General features: G+C 63.0%; 16 protein-coding genes. 8 read left to right on the forward strand and 8 right to left on the reverse strand.

The features are described 5' to 3' along the window. Positions 1-156 precede the first annotated feature (156 nt). From EZV60_RS01385 to EZV60_RS01395, 3 genes are all read left to right on the forward strand, one after another. Positions 157-810 (forward strand): protein-L-isoaspartate O-methyltransferase family protein, encoded by a 654-nt coding sequence (locus EZV60_RS01385; protein ID WP_135501384.1) that lies wholly within the window; start codon positions 157-159, stop codon positions 808-810. A gap of 23 nt (positions 811-833) precedes the next feature. Beyond that, positions 834-2240, forward strand: a complete 1407-nt coding sequence (locus EZV60_RS01390; RefSeq protein WP_135501386.1) for a TolC family outer membrane protein — start codon at positions 834-836, stop codon at positions 2238-2240. A 75-nt stretch (positions 2241-2315) separates the two neighbouring features. Further along, complete coding sequence (locus tag EZV60_RS01395; RefSeq protein WP_135501388.1) at positions 2316-3905, forward strand: hypothetical protein; 1590 nt, start codon at positions 2316-2318, stop codon at positions 3903-3905. 3 nt (positions 3906-3908) lie between these two features. Here the strand turns inward: EZV60_RS01395 and EZV60_RS01400 are convergent, their stop codons facing one another. Beyond that, positions 3909-5363, reverse strand: a complete 1455-nt coding sequence (locus EZV60_RS01400; RefSeq protein WP_135501390.1) for a cobyric acid synthase — start codon at positions 5361-5363, stop codon at positions 3909-3911. 58 nt (positions 5364-5421) lie between these two features. Here EZV60_RS01400 and EZV60_RS01405 point away from each other — a divergent pair, with 58 nt between their 5' ends. Then, the gene (locus EZV60_RS01405) at positions 5422-6003 is read left to right on the forward strand and encodes a cobalamin biosynthesis protein CobQ (protein WP_135501392.1); all 582 of its coding nucleotides are present in this window, start codon (positions 5422-5424) and stop codon (positions 6001-6003) included. A 72-nt stretch (positions 6004-6075) separates the two neighbouring features. Here the strand turns inward: EZV60_RS01405 and EZV60_RS01410 are convergent, their stop codons facing one another. Next, positions 6076-6396, reverse strand: a complete 321-nt coding sequence (locus tag EZV60_RS01410) for a DUF6280 family protein (protein ID WP_135501394.1) — start codon at positions 6394-6396, stop codon at positions 6076-6078. A 217-nt stretch (positions 6397-6613) separates the two neighbouring features. On the opposite strand from EZV60_RS01410, the gene efp reads away from it, so the two are divergent. Next, a complete protein-coding gene (efp, locus tag EZV60_RS01415) occupies positions 6614-7177 on the forward strand; it encodes an elongation factor P (protein WP_135501396.1) in 564 nt (187 codons plus the stop codon). A gap of 46 nt (positions 7178-7223) precedes the next feature. Here the strand turns inward: efp and EZV60_RS01420 are convergent, their stop codons facing one another. Together EZV60_RS01420 and ygfZ are read right to left on the reverse strand one after the other, a co-directional pair. Next, positions 7224-8024 (reverse strand): fructosamine kinase family protein, encoded by an 801-nt coding sequence (locus EZV60_RS01420; protein WP_135501398.1) that lies wholly within the window; start codon positions 8022-8024, stop codon positions 7224-7226. Further along, positions 8021-8755 (reverse strand): CAF17-like 4Fe-4S cluster assembly/insertion protein YgfZ, encoded by a 735-nt coding sequence (gene ygfZ / locus EZV60_RS01425; RefSeq protein WP_135501400.1) that lies wholly within the window; start codon positions 8753-8755, stop codon positions 8021-8023. The genes EZV60_RS01420 and ygfZ overlap by 4 nt, the downstream gene beginning before the upstream one ends. 64 nt (positions 8756-8819) lie before the next feature. On the opposite strand from ygfZ, the gene EZV60_RS01430 reads away from it, so the two are divergent. Beyond that, on the forward strand, positions 8820-9488 hold the full coding sequence (locus tag EZV60_RS01430; RefSeq protein ID WP_135501402.1) for a TIGR04283 family arsenosugar biosynthesis glycosyltransferase: 669 nt from the start codon (positions 8820-8822) through the stop codon (positions 9486-9488). Here the strand turns inward: EZV60_RS01430 and EZV60_RS01435 are convergent. Next, positions 9485-10168, reverse strand: coding sequence for a phosphatase domain-containing putative toxin (locus EZV60_RS01435; RefSeq protein WP_135501404.1), 684 nt, complete (start codon positions 10166-10168; stop codon positions 9485-9487). The genes EZV60_RS01430 and EZV60_RS01435 overlap by 4 nt on opposite strands. A 126-nt stretch (positions 10169-10294) precedes the next feature. On the opposite strand from EZV60_RS01435, the gene EZV60_RS01440 reads away from it, so the two are divergent. Further along, positions 10295-11509, forward strand: a complete 1215-nt coding sequence (locus EZV60_RS01440) for a pyridoxal-phosphate-dependent aminotransferase family protein (RefSeq protein ID WP_135501406.1) — start codon at positions 10295-10297, stop codon at positions 11507-11509. Here the strand turns inward: EZV60_RS01440 and EZV60_RS01445 are convergent. Together EZV60_RS01445 and EZV60_RS01450 are read right to left on the reverse strand one after the other, a co-directional pair. Further along, positions 11481-11660: a hypothetical protein gene (locus EZV60_RS01445; protein WP_135501408.1), complete on the reverse strand. Its 180-nt coding sequence runs from the start codon at positions 11658-11660 to the stop codon at positions 11481-11483. The genes EZV60_RS01440 and EZV60_RS01445 overlap by 29 nt on opposite strands. Positions 11661-11714: 54 nt before the next feature. Further along, a complete protein-coding gene (locus tag EZV60_RS01450; RefSeq protein ID WP_135501410.1) occupies positions 11715-12824 on the reverse strand; it encodes a pyridoxal phosphate-dependent aminotransferase in 1110 nt (369 codons plus the stop codon). 103 nt (positions 12825-12927) lie between these two features. On the opposite strand from EZV60_RS01450, the gene EZV60_RS01455 reads away from it, so the two are divergent. Next, positions 12928-13092 (forward strand): Tat pathway signal protein, encoded by a 165-nt coding sequence (locus tag EZV60_RS01455; RefSeq protein WP_135501412.1) that lies wholly within the window; start codon positions 12928-12930, stop codon positions 13090-13092. Positions 13093-13214: 122 nt separating this feature from the next. On the opposite strand, the gene EZV60_RS01460 is transcribed toward EZV60_RS01455, so the two are convergent. Further along, complete coding sequence (locus tag EZV60_RS01460) at positions 13215-16136, reverse strand: valine--tRNA ligase (RefSeq protein ID WP_135501414.1); 2922 nt, start codon at positions 16134-16136, stop codon at positions 13215-13217. Positions 16137-16242 lie beyond the last annotated feature (106 nt).

Below are 16242 nucleotides of genomic sequence, written 5' to 3' on the forward strand. Positions count from 1 at the left end.
GAATTGCTAGAATAGTCCCGCCGTGTTTGGAGCCCTGCGGAATGGTCTCACGTCTCGCCGGGCGAGAATGGATTGCTGGGCTCTTATGGCATTGCCGGGTCCGGGGCTTTGTGGCAAGAACGCAGGGACGACTTCTTAGACGCAAGAGTGGATCGAATGACGGATTACACCGCACGCCGCACGATGATGGTCGACACCCAGATCCGCCCGGCGGATGTGACGAAATTCCCGATCATCGACGCCATGCTTTCGGTTCCGCGGGAGGCATTTGTACCACGATCGCTGCGCGAGGCAGCCTATATTGGCGAGAATATCGATCTGGGTGGCGGGCGCGTGATGCTCGAGCCAAGAACGCTCGCCAAGATGCTGGACGCGCTCGATATTCAGCGTGACGAGCTTGTCCTCGATCTGGGCTCGGGTCTGGGCTATTCGGCAGCGGTTATTGCGCGGATGGCCGAGGCGGTCGTCGCTGTTGAGGATCAGCCCGAACTTTTGTCGGAGGCGCAGACCATCCTGGCAGAGCAGGGGGTCGACAACGTGGTCTTGCACGAAAGTCTTTTGAGCGCGGGCGCAGAAGAGCATGGGCCCTATGACGTGATCATGATCGAGGGCGCGGTCGAGCACCTGCCTGAGACACTCGTGACCCAGCTCAAGGAAGGGGGCCGCATGGCCTGCCTTTTCTCCGAGGGCGCTCTTGGCGTTGTACGGATTGGATATAAGATCGATGGCGAGATGACGTGGCGCTTTGGTTTCAACGCCGGCGCGCCGGTGCTTGCAGGGTTCGAACGGCACGCGGCGTTTACGTTTTGAGGCGGGTGAGTGGGAGGCCGGGCATGTTCGGAACGATGACACGCTGGCTCGGCGCGGGTGTGATCTGCGCCGTGGTCACGGCGATGCCAGCACCGTCAAAAGCCGAGACGCTCGCGGACACGTTGATGGAGGCCTATAATCACAGCGGGCTGTTGGATCAAAACCGGGCGCTGCTGCGTGCCGCGGATGAAGACGTGGCCGCAATCGTATCAGAATTGCGTCCGATCCTGAACTGGTCGGCCGATGTGACCCGGAATTTCGGGCGTAGCCGAACAAGCGGGATTGCGCGCCCGGCGACGGAAACCGACATGGGCGTCGCGTTGACACTGGACTTGCTGCTCTACGATTTCGGGCAAACGCGGTATCGGATCGACGCGGCCAAGGAATCGGTTCTCGCGACGCGAGAGCTTTTGCGGAGCATTGAGCAGCAAGTTCTGCTGCGTGCAGTCACCGCCTATCTCGACGTGCGTCGTAACGGCGAATTCGTAGCCTTGCGCGAAAACAACCTGAGGCTTTTGCGGCAGGAATTGCGCGCGGCGCGCGATCGATTCGAGGTTGGCGAGGTGACACGCACCGACGTCGCACAAGCCGAGGCGCGCCTGGCCGAGGCGCAAAGCGGTCTGGCAGCTGCACAGGGCGAGCTGCAACAGGCTATCGAAGAGTTCCGGACCGCAGTCGGGCGCGCACCGGGCAACCTTCGCGCGCCACGCGCCACGCCCGATCTGACCAACACCGTCGCCGAGTCGCGGGCGATCGCAGTGCGCAACCATCCCGACATGCGCGAAGCGCAGCACCAGGTAGCCGCCGCAGACCTGACCATTCTCGCCGCCGAGGCCGCTATGAAACCCGAAATCGGTCTGACGGGCCGGGCAGGTCTGCGAGAGTCCTTTGATGACGATGATTTCTCGCGCACCGGAAGCTTCGGGGTCACCGTGAGGGGGCCGATCTATCAGGGCGGACTGCTTAGCTCGGCCAAGCGTCGCGCGATGGCGCAGCGCGACGCCCGCCGGGGAAACCTGCACGTGGTGCGCCACAGGATCAGCCAGGATGTCGGCAATGCCTATGCGATCCTGCGCGCCGCGCGTGCGGTTCAGCAATCAAGCCGCGAGCAGGTGCGCGCGGCGCGCGTCGCCTTTCAGGGCGTGCGCGAAGAAGCCAAGCTTGGCGCGAGAACGACGCTTGATGTGCTTAATGCGGAGCAGTCGCTGCTCGATGCCCAGACCAATCTGATCTCGGCGGACACGGATGTGCTGATTGCGGCCTATCGTGTTCTGGCCTCGATCGGGCAATTGACGGCCAAGGATCTCAATCTGAACGTGCAAACCTACGATCCGGCGGCCTATTACAACCTGGTCAAGGATGCGCCTGTGCCGATCAGTCCGCAGGGCGAAAAACTTGACCGTGTGTTGCGCGCGCTAGGGAAAGATTAAAAGCTTTTCTAACTTGTTGTGTGAAATCCTCGGCGCAGCTACACTTCGCGCGAGGCAAAAAAATGGTTGTTGAGCATGTCTGATCCCGTGTCGAACAGGGAAATCGAGGACGTCTTGTCGTCTATTCGGCGGCTGGTCTCGGTTGAAAAGCGAAGTGAACGCAATGAAGGCGATGATCCGACCGCCTCTGACCCGTCCGAAGAACCGGAATCCAGCACCGCCTCTCAGGAAGAGGCGAAGCTGCTTCTGACGCCGTCTTTTCGCGTAAAGGACAAGGAGGCCGAGGCCCAGGAAAACGCCCCTGCTGCACCGGAGCAGGCCGATCACGCCACGCAAGGCGACGACAGTCTGTCCTTGGAACAATGGCAGATCACGGACGAGCGCGGACAGCACACTGCGCAGGACGCGGTTGATGAGATCAGTGTGCCGCAATCCGAGGATAATGACGATGCTTCCTCAGAAGATCATGCGCTGACAGACACAGAAGCCGGGCCGGAAGTGACCGAGGCTGCGGACAGCCCAGACGAGGACGAAACAGAAGAGAGCGACGCGGAGCCTCGCGGCGACAGCTCCGACGCCGATGACCATGAGTTCCACGCTGACGCAGACGCTTATGATAAGGACGCGATTGAGGCTGAGATTCATACGGAGACGGAAGACGATATTGCCGAGGTCGCGGACCATGCGTCTGCTGAACATGCGGCGGACGAAGGCATGCTTGATGCGGCTTTCCTGAACGAGTGCGACGGCTTTGAGTACGAAGATGACGAGCCTGAGGAGGCCTCGGAACACGCCGCTGTATCACGTCATGGTGACAGCGAGCTAGAGGCGCGCATTGCGGAAGTCGAGGCCGCCGTCGCTGCGCGACAGGATGCCTGGGATCCTGAAGCGGAGGACGCGGATGATAACGCGGCGCGCAAGGGCGAGTCCGTGCCGTGGGAAGATGACGACGACGATTCAGAACATGTCGCCGCCGATCTGGGCGAAGCCGAGACCGAAGACACGGGACTGGTGGAAGACGCGCCGGAGGATATTGCCAGCGAGGCCGCCGCGGTGATGCCTGATCCGGAGCCGGAGCCGGAGCCGGAGCCGGAGCCGGAGCCGGAGCCGGAGCCGGAACACGATGACGATGAGGTGTCCGAGGCGCATGACCCGTCGGCAGAAGCCACGCCGGACGACGCCCCTGAGCCTGAAATGGAAGAGGGCTCGCCGGTCGAGAATGTCTCCGCCGAAGCGGCAATGTTGGCCGCCATGCGGGCGAGCCGGTCCGAGGCGCTTGCGCGTCGTGGTGAAAACCCCCGTGCGCGTCCGTCTTCAGAGGGTCGGCTCGAAGGTCACGCGGACAAGTCCGAGGACGACGCCGCAGAGACACTTGATTTCACGTCGAGCCGCAGTGCTGGGGCGGAAGCACGCCCGTTGGCCGAAAAGTCGGATAATCCCGACATGCCGGATGAGGCCAAAGCGAGTCCCGCAACAAGGCCCGCGCGTGACGCCGATTGGTACAACGAAGACACCGTGCTGGACGAAGATGCGCTGCGTGATCTCGTGGCGGATATCGTCCGGCAGGAATTGCAGGGCACGCTCGGAGAGCGGATCACACGCAACGTCCGAAAGCTTGTTCGCCGCGAAATTCATCGCGCAATGATGGGACAGGATTTCGATTGACGATCAGAACGTTGGACGCTCGGCCAGATTTAGCAACAGGTCGAGATCCATATGCGTCTCGAGATGTGTGGCGAGGGCGTCCAGCGTCGTTTCGACCGCGTCGTTAAAGGCAATATCCGAAGAAACGCCGAATTCCGCAAGATAGGCCGCGCGAAACCGGTCGGATGCGAACAGACCGTGCAAGTAGCAGCCACGCACCCGCCCCGTGGCGTTCGCGGCGCCTTCGAGACGATCGTCGATTTGCAGCCAGGCCCGATCTCGGTCAGGACCATCGGTTTCGCCGAGATGAATTTCGTATCCCTCGACAGCGTGCCCGCTTGGCAGGTAGAGCGCCCGTGTGAGAGACAGATGTTTTTCCTGCCGCATGACCGTGGTGACATCGAGATGCCCCAGGCCCGGCACCGAGCCCGGTGCACCTTCAAGACCTTCGGGGTCGGCGATTTCGCGGCCGAGCATCTGGTAGCCACCGCAGATCCCCAACACGTGTCCGCCGCGCCGGATATGCGCCGCAAGATCGATATCCCAGCCATTGGCGCGGAATGCGGTCAGGTCGGCGATCGTGGATTTGCTTCCCGGGATAAGTACCATGTCGGCATTGCCGGGCAGCGGGCGACCCGGCTCTATGATCTCGACGCTCAGGCCCGGTTCGGCGCTGAGAGGATCAAGATCGTCGAAATTGGCGATCCGGCCAAGGCGCGGCACGACGATCCGGAACCCCGCGCGCGGGGTTGAACGGATGTCCATCACGTCCTCCGCGGGCAGCCGCCAGGCCTGTGGGAACCATGGGATCACCCCGAGGCAGGGCCAGCCTGTGCGATCCGAGATGGCGGTCACGCCCTCGTCGAAAAGCCTTACATCGCCACGGAACTTGTTGACGGCAAATCCTTTGATCCGTGCAGCATCCGCAGGGGGCAAGATGGCTTGCGTGCCCACCAGCTGCGCGATCACGCCACCACGGTCGATATCGCCTACGAGGATTACCGGCACGCCTGCGGCCTCGGCAAAGCCCATATTCGCAATATCGCCGGCGCGCAGATTGATTTCCGCTGGGCTGCCGGCCCCTTCGACAAGCACGAGGTCGGCGTCCGCGCAGAGGCGTTGAAAGCTTTGCAGCGCCGGCCCCAGCAGCTGTGGTTTGGCCTTGGCGTAATCACGGGCGCGCATCGTGGCGACACGTCTGCCCTGCACGATCACCTGTGCCCCTGTATCGGTTTCCGGCTTGAGAAGAACTGGGTTCATATCGGTATGGGGGACCCGCCCGGCGGCGCGCGCCTGTAGCGCCTGCGCGCGCCCGATCTCGCCCCCGTCAACGGTGACGGCGGCGTTGTTGGACATGTTCTGCGGTTTGAAAGGGGCGACCGACCGGCCGCGACGCACGAAGGCCCGCGACAGCCCCGCAACGAGCATGGACTTGCCCACGTTGGACCCTGCGCCCTGGATCATGATGGACTGTGCCAAATCCCGCCCCATATTGGTCTCAGGCTCGGATACAGTTCACACGCTGCTGTGGAAAGACATGAATACGCCCGCCCACGTGATTTTCGCCGCCATGGCTTTCGCCCGCCCGTATGACCGGCGGCGGACGATTGCGGCGGTGGCCGGGGCGCTTGCGCCCGATCTTTCGCTTTACCTGATGGTCGCGGTGTCGCTCGGCCTTCTGGGCATAAGCCCCAGAACCGTTTTCGACGAGCTCTATTTTTCGGACGCTTGGCAGGCAGTGTTCAAGGTCGACAACTCGTTCTTCGTATGGGGCGCTGCGTTTGGCCTGGTCTGGTGGTGGAACGCGCGCAACGCGATGGTCTTTGCGGCGGCGGGGCTATTGCATCTGGCACTCGACTTTCCGCTTCATCACGATGACGGGCGGCCGCATTTCTGGCCGCTGACCGACTGGGTCTTTCAAAGCCCGCTGAGCTACTGGGATCATGCGCATCATGCCGGCCTGATCGGGCCGGTCGAGATGGCGCTTTCGGCGCTTTTCTGTGGGATACTGATGCTGCGGTTTCAAAGCGTGCGGTCGCGGCTGGTGATCGTAGGACTGGGCGCGGCGCAATTGTTCCCGCTTTTCATATGGGCCTGGATCTTCGCCACCGGTGGCTGAGCGTCGCAACGAAAAAGCCCTGCCGGTGAGGCAGGGCAATTAAGGGCTTACGCCGGATATGGTGACAGAGGGTCAGGCCGCTTCGGCCTGAGCGGCGGCGTGACGACGCTCGCTCTCCTCGCGCGAAAGGGCCACAGAGGTGCGCACACCTTTGGCCACGAATTCCATCAGTCCGGAAACCACACGCTCGTTCGGGTCGATCCCGGCGCAGGACAGCACCTCGCGACCATCGCGAGAGCGCGCCCAGCGGGCGATTTGTTCCGGACCGTTGCCATACTTCTTGTCATCGGCGATGGCGTCGTCCAGTGCGGCCAGTACGACGGCCGCGAAAAGTTTACGTGCACGGTTGCCCTGTTCAGCATTGAAGGCCGTGCCGTCAACGAAATCCTTCATGGTTCGTCCTTATTTTTTTGCTCTTGTGTCTGCGGCGTGGCGATGGTTATGGCGGAGTTTCAACGATTCGGATAGCCCTGACATGCATAGCAATGTTGCAAATTTTGCATGGCTTGCTGCATGTGCAGCACGATATTTCGTCGTCTTGCCCTTCATCACTCGCCTAGATATAGGGACGGACATCAACTGATCAAGTTTTTGTCAAGGTTTCGCCACAATGCCCAAGATCAATGGAAACGAGATCCGCCCCGGCAACGTTCTGGAGCATAACGACGGCCTCTGGAGCGCTGTCAAGGTTGACCACGTGAAGCCGGGAAAGGGCGGGGCCTTTGCCCAGGTGGAACTGCGCAACCTGCGCAATGGCTCGAAGCTTAACGAACGTTTCCGGAGCGCCGACAAGGTCGAACGCGTACGCCTCGAGCAGAAGGACCAGCAGTTCCTGTATGAACAGGATGGCATGCTTGTCTTCATGGATTCAGAGACTTACGAGCAGATCGAGCTGCCCGCCGACATCCTTGGCGAGCGCCGCCCGTTCCTGCAGGACGGGATGACGATCACGGTGGAGTTCTATGAAAGCGAGGCGCTCAACGCGACCCTTCCGCAGAAGGTCGTGTGCCGCGTGGCCGAGACCGAGCCGGTGGTTAAGGGACAGACAGCTGCCAACAGTTTCAAGCCGGCGATTCTCGACAACGGTGTCAAGGTCATGGTGCCGCCTTTCGTCGGACAGGACGAGGATATCGTCGTAAATACCGAGACGATGGACTACGCCGAACGCGCCTGACGAGTGCCTCGACCGGCGCCGCGCCGCGAGTGCCGCTGACGCGACGTCATGCGCCGCATCTGTCGAGAAGATCGCAGACCAGTGACCGGTAGCCGCTCCCGAAAAGGCGCAAATGCACGAGGGCGGGCCAGAGCTGATACACGGCTCTGCGCTCAACCGCCCCGGGCGAGAGGGGGCCATACCCCTCCCAGAACGCCGCAGGCGGCCTTCCGAAAAGCGTGAGCATGGCAAGATCGATCTCGGCATGGCCGTAGTAGCTGGCCGGGTCGATCAGATATCCGCGATCCCCTGAAAAAAGCAGATTTCCTGACCAGAGGTCGCCGTGCAGCAGGCTTGCCGACGGTTTTGGGGGAAGCATATCAGGCAGATTGGCGCAAAGCGTCTCGATGCGCGCGCGCAGGTCGCCGTCGAGCGAGTCCCGGCCGGCCAAAAGCCGGTTCTCGGCAAAGAATTCATGCCAGTCGTCAGCTTGGGTGTTGGGAATGTGCAACGAGCCGAAGGCATAGTTCTCGGGCCAGCCATACATGTCTCCGCAATGCCCGTGCAGCTGGCAGAGCGCGGTGCCGAGCGCGGACCAGGCGGTGTCGGAGGGCGGTGTTTCCTCCAGATACTCCAGTAAAAGCAGGCTTGGTTCGGCGTGAAGAACCTGCGGGGCAGGGGCGTGCTGTCCCAGCTTCTGCAGCATCCGAGCCTCGGTGTCGACGACAGGCCCGGTTTTCGCGACCACCGACCGGCCGTCCGACAAATCGGCGCGACGAACATCGGACAAGTCGCCGCCGTGAAGCGGTCTTAGACCGGTCACCTCTGCACCAAGCGCTGCCGCGATCCGGTCTGAAAGATCGCTCATGGTGCGGGGAAAGTCACCGTCGCCTGTCCGGCCTGCATCGGTCCGGTGGCGCGGTCAAACCGCAGGTAGGCGATGGCGCGGTCGCCCGAGCGGGTGAAGAGCGTGCCCGCCGTCTTTCCGCCCGCTGTGATCTCCGTGCCGGGAGCTGCGTCGCCGTCGATCCGAACCGTTGCAAAGCCCTTGCGCAGCTCGGTCTTGTGTTTCATCCGCGCGGTCACTTCCTGTCCCACGTAACAGCCCTTGCGGAAATCGACGCCGTTTAGACGTTCGAACCCGGCCTCGAGAATGAATGTGTCGGGCGTCAGCTCTATGCCGGTTTCGGGAATGCAGTGCGCCACGCGGAGCGCGTCGAAATCGGTGCCGTCGTCGCCCTCTTCCGTGCCGTAAAGCCGCCAGCCCATATCGGGATGGCGCGGATCTGCGACCGCGCCTTCGGGGGCGGGCACGGTGCCGCGCGTGACCTTGAGCGGGCTTTCCTCGATCAACACCTTCGCCCGCAACTTGTACATGTTCAGCCGTTGCAGAAGGGGAAGGGCGATGTCGCTATCGACATCGAGCAACACTGCATCCCCCTGCGGAATAAGAAAGAAATCCGCAATATACTTGCCCTGCGGTGTCAGCATCGCGGCATAGACCGGCCCGGCTTCCAGCCGTGCGACGTCATTCGTCACGAGGCCCTGAAGGAAATCCCGCGTGTCCGGCCCACTGAGTTTCAAAATGCTGCGCGTCATGGTCACCTCTCTGCCTTTCCGTCATATAGGCCAGAGGGCGGAGTGCAAACAGGGGGCCGGGACCATGCCAGCGAAACTCTCTATCGTGATGCCGACGCTTAACGCCGAGGACGCGCTGCGTCGGTCTTTGCCGGCGCTTGCCGAAGGCTTGCAGACAGGGCTCATTCGCGAACTGGTGATCAGCGATGGCGGCTCGACCGATGCCACGCTTAAGATCGCCGATACGGCGGGGGCCGAGATCGTCGAAGGGCCTGCGTCGCGCGGGGGGCAGTTGCGCCGCGGGGCAGAGGTGGCGCGGGGCGAATGGCTGCTTTTTCTTCATGCCGACACTGTGCTGCCGCCGGACTGGCCCGATCTGGTCGTGGCGCAGATGGCGCGTGGCGGCCCGGCGGCTTTTGCCTTGCGCTTTGACGCCACCGGGCTGGCCGCCGCGTGGGTGGCGGGCTGGGCCAACCTGCGTTCCCGGCTATTTTCCTTGCCCTATGGCGATCAAGGGCTTCTCGTGGCGCGCCGGACCTACCGCAAGGCCGGCGGCTATCCCGATATTCCCCTGATGGAAGACGTGGCGCTGGCCCGCGCGCTGCCGCGGATAGCGTTGATGCCGGGGGCGGTGCGGACCAGTGCCGCGCGGTACGAACGCGATGGCTGGCTGCGGCGGGGTGGCGGCAATCTTTTCCGTCTTTTGCGGTTCTTGCTGGGGGGCGACCCGGAAAAACTGACCCGGCGCTATTAGAACCAGGGTTTGTGATTCGCGAGGAAATCGGCCTGCATCGCACGAAACTCGTATTCGTTTCGCACCCAGTCCTCGAAGCTGATCGGCGCGCGCGCTGTACGGGCCTCGTAGACGTCGAGGATGTGATCCAGCACGCCGGTCTTTGATTGCTTCACGTGCAGGTATTTCAGGCCCAGCATGCGCCGCGCCTCAGCCATGGGGCGCCTTTCGATTACCAGCAGATAAACCGCAGCCGCGAAGCCCGCGCGGTCCGCACCCGATTTGCAATGCATGACGAAGGGCTTCTCCAGCGTGCGAAAGGCGTGGATCATATCGAGGATTTCTTCACCCGGTGGGGCGTGGCGCGCCTGCAGGTTGATGCTGACCAGCGTAAGGCCCAATTCGCGGCAGGTTTCTTCCTCGACCAGGTAATGCGCCGCGCCGAAGCTGCCTCGCAGGTTTAGCACCGACTTGATCCCCATCGCCTTCATCTTGGCAAAGCGTTTGGAGGTGGGATGGTTGGAGCGATAGACGCCCGGGGCGATTTCGAAGAAATTGGTCCAGATGCCGCGCAGGATCGCGTGGTCGAACCAGAGGTTGTAGATATGGGCGCGGCGGCGCTTTTCCGGCGTGGACAGATCGGTGTTGTAGTAGGCGCGCAGGTTCCGCTCCCAGTCGGAGATGCGTTTCAAGAGTTTCATTTGCGCTGCGCCTTCATCCTCGCTCAGGCGCCCCATTTAGGCGCAGGCGCCCTGCAACACAAGCCGCGCGATTGACGCCGGATGCGCGGGCAGCTAATCCGTCGCGACGTTTCAGGAGTATGCGCCATGCCCGGTTCCGGCGGTCGTCCCCATCTTGCCATTCCCGGCCCGTCCATCATGCCCGACCGGGTGCTGCGCGCCATGCATCGCGCTTCTCCCAATATCTATGCCGGCGAATTGCCCGACATGATGCCCGGCGTGATTGAGGATCTCTGCAAGGTCGCCCGGACAGACGGGCAGGCCGCGATCTATATTTCCAACGGGCACGGCGTGTGGGAAGCGGCGCTGGCCAATACCGTGGCACCGGGTGAGACCGTGCTGGCGCTTGTCACGGGCCGGTTCGGGCAGGGTTGGGCCGAGGTCGCGGAGGCGCGCGGAATCGCTGTCGAGACGCTTGATTTCGGCAAGCAGGCGGCGGCCGATCCGGCGCGGGTGGAGGAGCTGCTGCGCGCCGACAAGGGCCATAAGATCAAGGCGGTTCTGGCCACGCATGTGGATACCTCGACCTCGATCCTAAATGACATCGCAGGATTGCGCTCGGCGCTTGACGCGGCCGGGCATCCCGCGCTTCTGATGGCCGATTGCATCGCGTCGCTGGCCTGCGATCGGTTCGAAATGGACGCCTGGGGCGTCGACGTGATGATCGCGGCAAGCCAGAAAGGGCTGATGACACCGCCAGGTTTGGGCCTTGTCTTTTTCAGCGCGAAGGCTGCCGAAGCGCGACGGGGACTGCCGCGGGTGGCCAAGTACTGGGATTGGGGGCCGCGGGCCGAGCCGGAGCTGTTTTACCAGTATTTCGGTGGTACCGCGCCCACCCATCACATCTACGGTTTGCGCGAAGCGCTGGACATGCTGCTCGAGGAAGGGCTGGAGGCGGTTTGGGCGCGGCACGAATGGCTGGCACAGGCGGTTTGGGCCGCTTGCGGGGTCTGGGGCGCGGATGGGCCGCTGCGCATGAATGTGGCCGACGTCGCGAACCGCAGCCGTGCGGTCACCTCGTTGTCTTTGCGCGCGCCCGACGGGCGGCGGCTGCGCGAATGGCTGGAGGCCGAGACGGGCGTGACCCTCGGGATCGGGCTTGGCATGAACACCGAGGATGATCCCAAGGCGGAAGGGTTTTTCCGGATCGGCCATATGGGCCATCTCAATGCCCATGGCCTACTGGGCGTTCTGGGCGCGATCGAAAGCGGCTTGCTGGCGCTCGACATTCCGCACGGGCTTGGGGCGGTCGGGATGGCGGCGCGCTCTCTCGCTAAGCCCGCCGCAGGCGCAGCCAGCTGATGAGCCGGTTGAGGCCGAGGCCGACGGCAACCACCATGTAGAAGCCGAACACGGCCCAAAGCACGATAAAAATCCAAAGCAGGTTAACCAATCCCATAACCAAGGCGGCATTGGTGTAATTCGGAGCTTCGGGCAGGTTTCCGCGTCGCATGAGTGAATCCTAACGCAGTTTTCGTCAGGATGCGGTAAAAATTGTTAACAAACCCTAGAGGGCGCGCGCCGCGTCGAGCGCGCGGGGCAAGGCCTTGGCCAGCACGTCCAGTTCAGCGTCCCGACCGGCACTGATCCGGATACAGCGATCCAGCGGGGCGACGCCGGGCATGCGCACGAAAACGCCCTGATTGACGAGCGACTGAAGGACCGCGCGCGCGAAATCGCCGTCGCCGCCGCAATCGACGCTGACGAAATTGGTGGCCGAGGGCAGGGGCGTCAGGCCGTTCTCGCGGGCGATCTGCGCGATCCGGTCCCGGGCGGCGGCGGTTTTGGAGACTACGTCGGCGAGATAAGCCTGGTCGCGGATCGCGGCCTCGGCCCCGATCTGGGCGGTGCGGTTCATCCCGAAATGGTTGCGGATCTTGTCGAAGGATTTGATCAGCTCGGCCGCGCCGATGGCATAGCCCACGCGCGCGCCTGCCATGCCGTAAGCCTTTGAAAAGGTGCGCATCCGGATAACGCGGGGATCCTCGGCCTCAAGCGGCGCGGCGGTGCCTTCGGGGGCAAACTCGACATAGGCCTCGTCGAGCACGAGCAAGCAGCGCTCGGGCAGCGCGTCCATCGCCGCGACGATCTCGGCGCCGGTGCGCCAGCTGCCCATCGGATTGTCGGGATTGGACAGGTAAACGAGCTTTGCCTCCGTGTCGACCGCCTTGGCGAAAAGCGCGGCGGGATCCTCGTGATCGTCGGCATAGGGCACCTTGTGAAGAACGCCACCAAAGCCCGCCACGTGGTAGTTGAAGGTGGGGTAGGCGCCGTCGGAGGTGACCACCGTGTCGCCCTGCGCCACAAGCATCCGCACAAGATAACCCAGGATACCGTCAATCCCTTCACCTACAAGGATATTTTCGGCCACGATGCCATGGTGATCGGCGATGGCACGGCGCAGGTCGTGGCTTGTGGAATCGGGGTATTTCCAGATTTCGGCGGCGCTTGCCTGCATGGCTTCGATGGCTTTGGGCGAGGGGCCGAAATTCTGTTCGTTGGCGCCCAGGCGGGCCTCGAAGGCGCTGCCGCGATCGCGCTCCTGTTCCTCTGGCCCGACGAACGGGACGGTGGCGGGAAGCGAGGCGAGCAGGTCTGTGTAGCGTGGATAAGTCATGGATGAGAGTGATAGCGGTAGGGCGTGGCTGGGTGCAAGGCCTTGAAAATCAGGGCGGTTCGGCATAGTTGCAAACGGTTCGCAATAATCGGGAGGCCGGGAGATGCCCGACCTGACGCGCCGCGGCTTTATCGCCGCGAGCCTTGCCGCCGGGGGGCTGCGCGCCCTTCCCGTCGCGCTGAAACAGCCGCCAGCGCGGCGGATTCTGACGCTGGTCTACGACAAGTCGATCGGCATGATGCGGGCGGTGGAGCGGGTCGTGCCTTAACCAAGGTTAACGGCTGACAGACCCGGAATCGGCGATGCACAGCGCGTACACACCCTGTACACCATCCGTACACCGCCGGGTGCACCGCCGCCAAGCGGCGGCAAAGGTTAACGCCCGGCCCTTCAGGCCAGTTCGGCCAGCCGGTCGAGCGCGCCGCGCAGCTTGGCCTCTTCGTCTTCCTTCTGGGCCAGCTGTTCGCGCGTGTCCTCGACCACGTCCTCGGGCGCGCTCTCGACGAATTTGGGGTTCTTGAGCCGCCCGCGCAGTCCGCCCAGTTCCTTTTCCAGCTTGCCGAGCGTCTTTTCCAGTCGCGCCTTTTCTTCGGCCACGTCGATGACCTCGGCCACGGGCAGGCCGAACTCGCCGCCCTCGACCGCGATGGTGATGCAGCCCTTGGGGAAGCTGTCGGTCTCGGTGATGCCTTCGATCCGGGCGAGGCGCTTGATCATGGTCTCGTTGTTGTCCCACGCCGCGCGGGCCGCGGGGCAGAGGCCGGTGACGAGCAGCGGGGTGTAGAGGCCAACGGGCACATGCACCTGCGCGCGGGCGGAGCGCACCGCGTCGATGAGGGTGATGACCCAGTTCATTTCCGCGTCGGCGTCGCGGTCGATCAGGTCCTCGCCATAGCTGGGCCAGTCGGCATGGACGAGCATCTTGTCGCGCGTCGCCAGCGTGTCCCAAAGCTCTTCGGTGATGAAGGGCATGATCGGGTGCAGCAGGATCAGGCACTGGTCGATGACCCAGGCCATGGTCTCTTGCGTCTCGGCCTTCACCTCGCCTTCGCCATCGAGCAGAAGCGGCTTGGAAAACTCAACGTACCAGTCGCAGACCTTGCCCCAGACAAAGGCGTAAAGCGCGTTGGCCGCATCGTTGAAGCGGTACTGCGAGAGGGCCGCATCCACGTCCTGCTTGACGCGGGCGGTTTCCCCGATAATCCAACGGTTTACGGTCTGTTTTGCATCTGGAACCTCAGCCTTTCCGCCGACAGCGCCGTTCATCTCGGCAAAGCGCGCGGCATTCCAGAGTTTAGTGCCAAAATTCCGATATCCGGCAATACGTTGCGTGGAAAGCTTTAAGTCGCGGCCCATGGCGGCCATGGCCGTCAGGGTGAACCGCACGGCATCCGCGCCGTACTCCTCGATCAGCTCCAGCGGGTCGAGCACGTTGCCAAGCGATTTGGACATCTTCTTGCCCTTCTCGTCACGTACGAGCGCGTGCACGTAGACGTCGGAGAAGGGTTTTTCGCCCACGACGGCATATTGCATCATCATCATCCGGGCGACCCAGAAGAAGATGATGTCGAAGCCGGTGATCAGGACAGATGTGGGAAAATACTTCTGCAATTCCGGTGTGTTGTCGGGCCATCCTAATGTTCCGATGGGCCAGAGGCCCGACGAGAACCAGGTGTCGAGCACGTCCTCGTCGCGGGTCAATGTCTTACCGCCCGCCATGCGGCTCGCCTCGTTCTCGGAGGCGGCGCAGTACTGGTTGCCGTCCTCGTCGTACCAGACCGGAATCTGGTGTCCCCACCAAAGCTGGCGGGAAATGCACCAGGGCTCGATATTTTCTAGCCAGTGGAAATAGACCTTGCGATCGGCCTCGGGCATGATGTTCACGTCGCCGTTGCGCACGGCGTCGATGGCCGGCCCGACGATCTTGGTCGTGTCGACGAACCACTGATCGGTCAGCATCGGCTCGATCACCACCTTGGAGCGGTCGCCGAAAGGCTGCATGATCGGCTTGGCCTCCACAAAAGGCACGAGCGACTCGTCGCGCGCCTCGCCGCCTTCCTCGGGCGCGGCGGGCTTTTTCGCCGCCGTGCCAAGGCGCGGGTCGGTCTCGGGCACCATGACGGCGAGACCTTCCTCGGTGATCTCGGCGACCACACGCTCGCGCGCCTCGAACCGGTCGAGGCCCCGCAGGTGATCGGGCACGAGGTTTAGCGTGTCGACCTCGGCCTCGGAAAAGGCCGCGCCGTTCGCGATTTCCTGCGCGCGCGCCGCTGTCTCGGCGTAAGGATCCCCGTCGTCGCGCATCGCCCCGCGCGTGTCCATCAGGCGGTACATCGGGATGTTGCCGCGCTGGGCCACGGCGTAGTCGTTGAAGTCATGCGCGCCGGTGATCTTGACCGCGCCCGAGCCGAATTCGGGGTCGGGATAGTCATCCGTGATGATCGGAATGAGGCGGCGGTGCTCTTTCGGACCAACCGGAATTTCGCAGAGTTTTCCGACAATTGGCGCGTACCGTTCATCCGATGGATGCACCGCGACCGCGCCGTCGCCCAGCATGGTCTCGGGCCGGGTGGTGGCGATGGAGATATAGTCGCGCTCTTCCTCGAAAAGGACATTCCCGTCCTCGTCGCGTTCGACATACGTGTAGGTTTCACCCCCCGCCAGCGGGTACTTGAAGTGCCACATATGGCCCGGCACTTCCGCGTTCTCGACCTCGAGGTCGGAAATCGCCGTTTCGAAATGCGGATCCCAGTTGACCAGCCGCTTGCCGCGATAGATCAGCCCCTTGTTGTACATGTCCACGAAGACCTTGATGACGGCGTCGTGAAAATTGCCCTCTTCGCCTGCGGGTGCGTTCGGGGCGCCAGACATGGTGAAGGCGTTGCGCGACCAGTCGCAGGAGGCGCCGAGGCGCTTCAACTGGTTAATGATCGTGCCGCCCGAATGGGTCTTCCACTCCCAGACCTTCTCAAGAAACTTCTCGCGCCCCATCTCGCGGCGCGACAGATTACCCTCTTCGGCCAGCTTGCGCTCGACCACCATCTGCGTGGCGATGCCGGCGTGGTCCTGCCCGGGCTGCCAGAGCGTGTCAAAGCCCCGCATCCGGTGCCAGCGCACGAGAATATCCTGCAGCGTGTTGTTGAAAGCGTGACCCATATGCAGACTGCCGGTGACGTTCGGCGGCGGGATCATGATGCAAAAGCTCTCGTCGCGGCTGGCATTGGCGCCGGCCTTGAACGCGCCCGCCTCTTCCCAGGCGTCATAGATCCGCGCCTCGGCGGAAGTTGCATCGAAAGTCTTGTCCATCGCCATCGGGTGCGCCTCTGGTTTGCAAGGAAACGTTCCCGATCCTCTACCCAATGCAGGCGCAGAGGAAAAGGCCCCAGCGCCACCTCTTCATCTGGCGGGAAATACCTCG

Source organism: Roseovarius aestuariivivens, assembly GCF_004761875.1.
Classification (GTDB): domain Bacteria; phylum Pseudomonadota; class Alphaproteobacteria; order Rhodobacterales; family Rhodobacteraceae; genus Roseovarius; species Roseovarius aestuariivivens.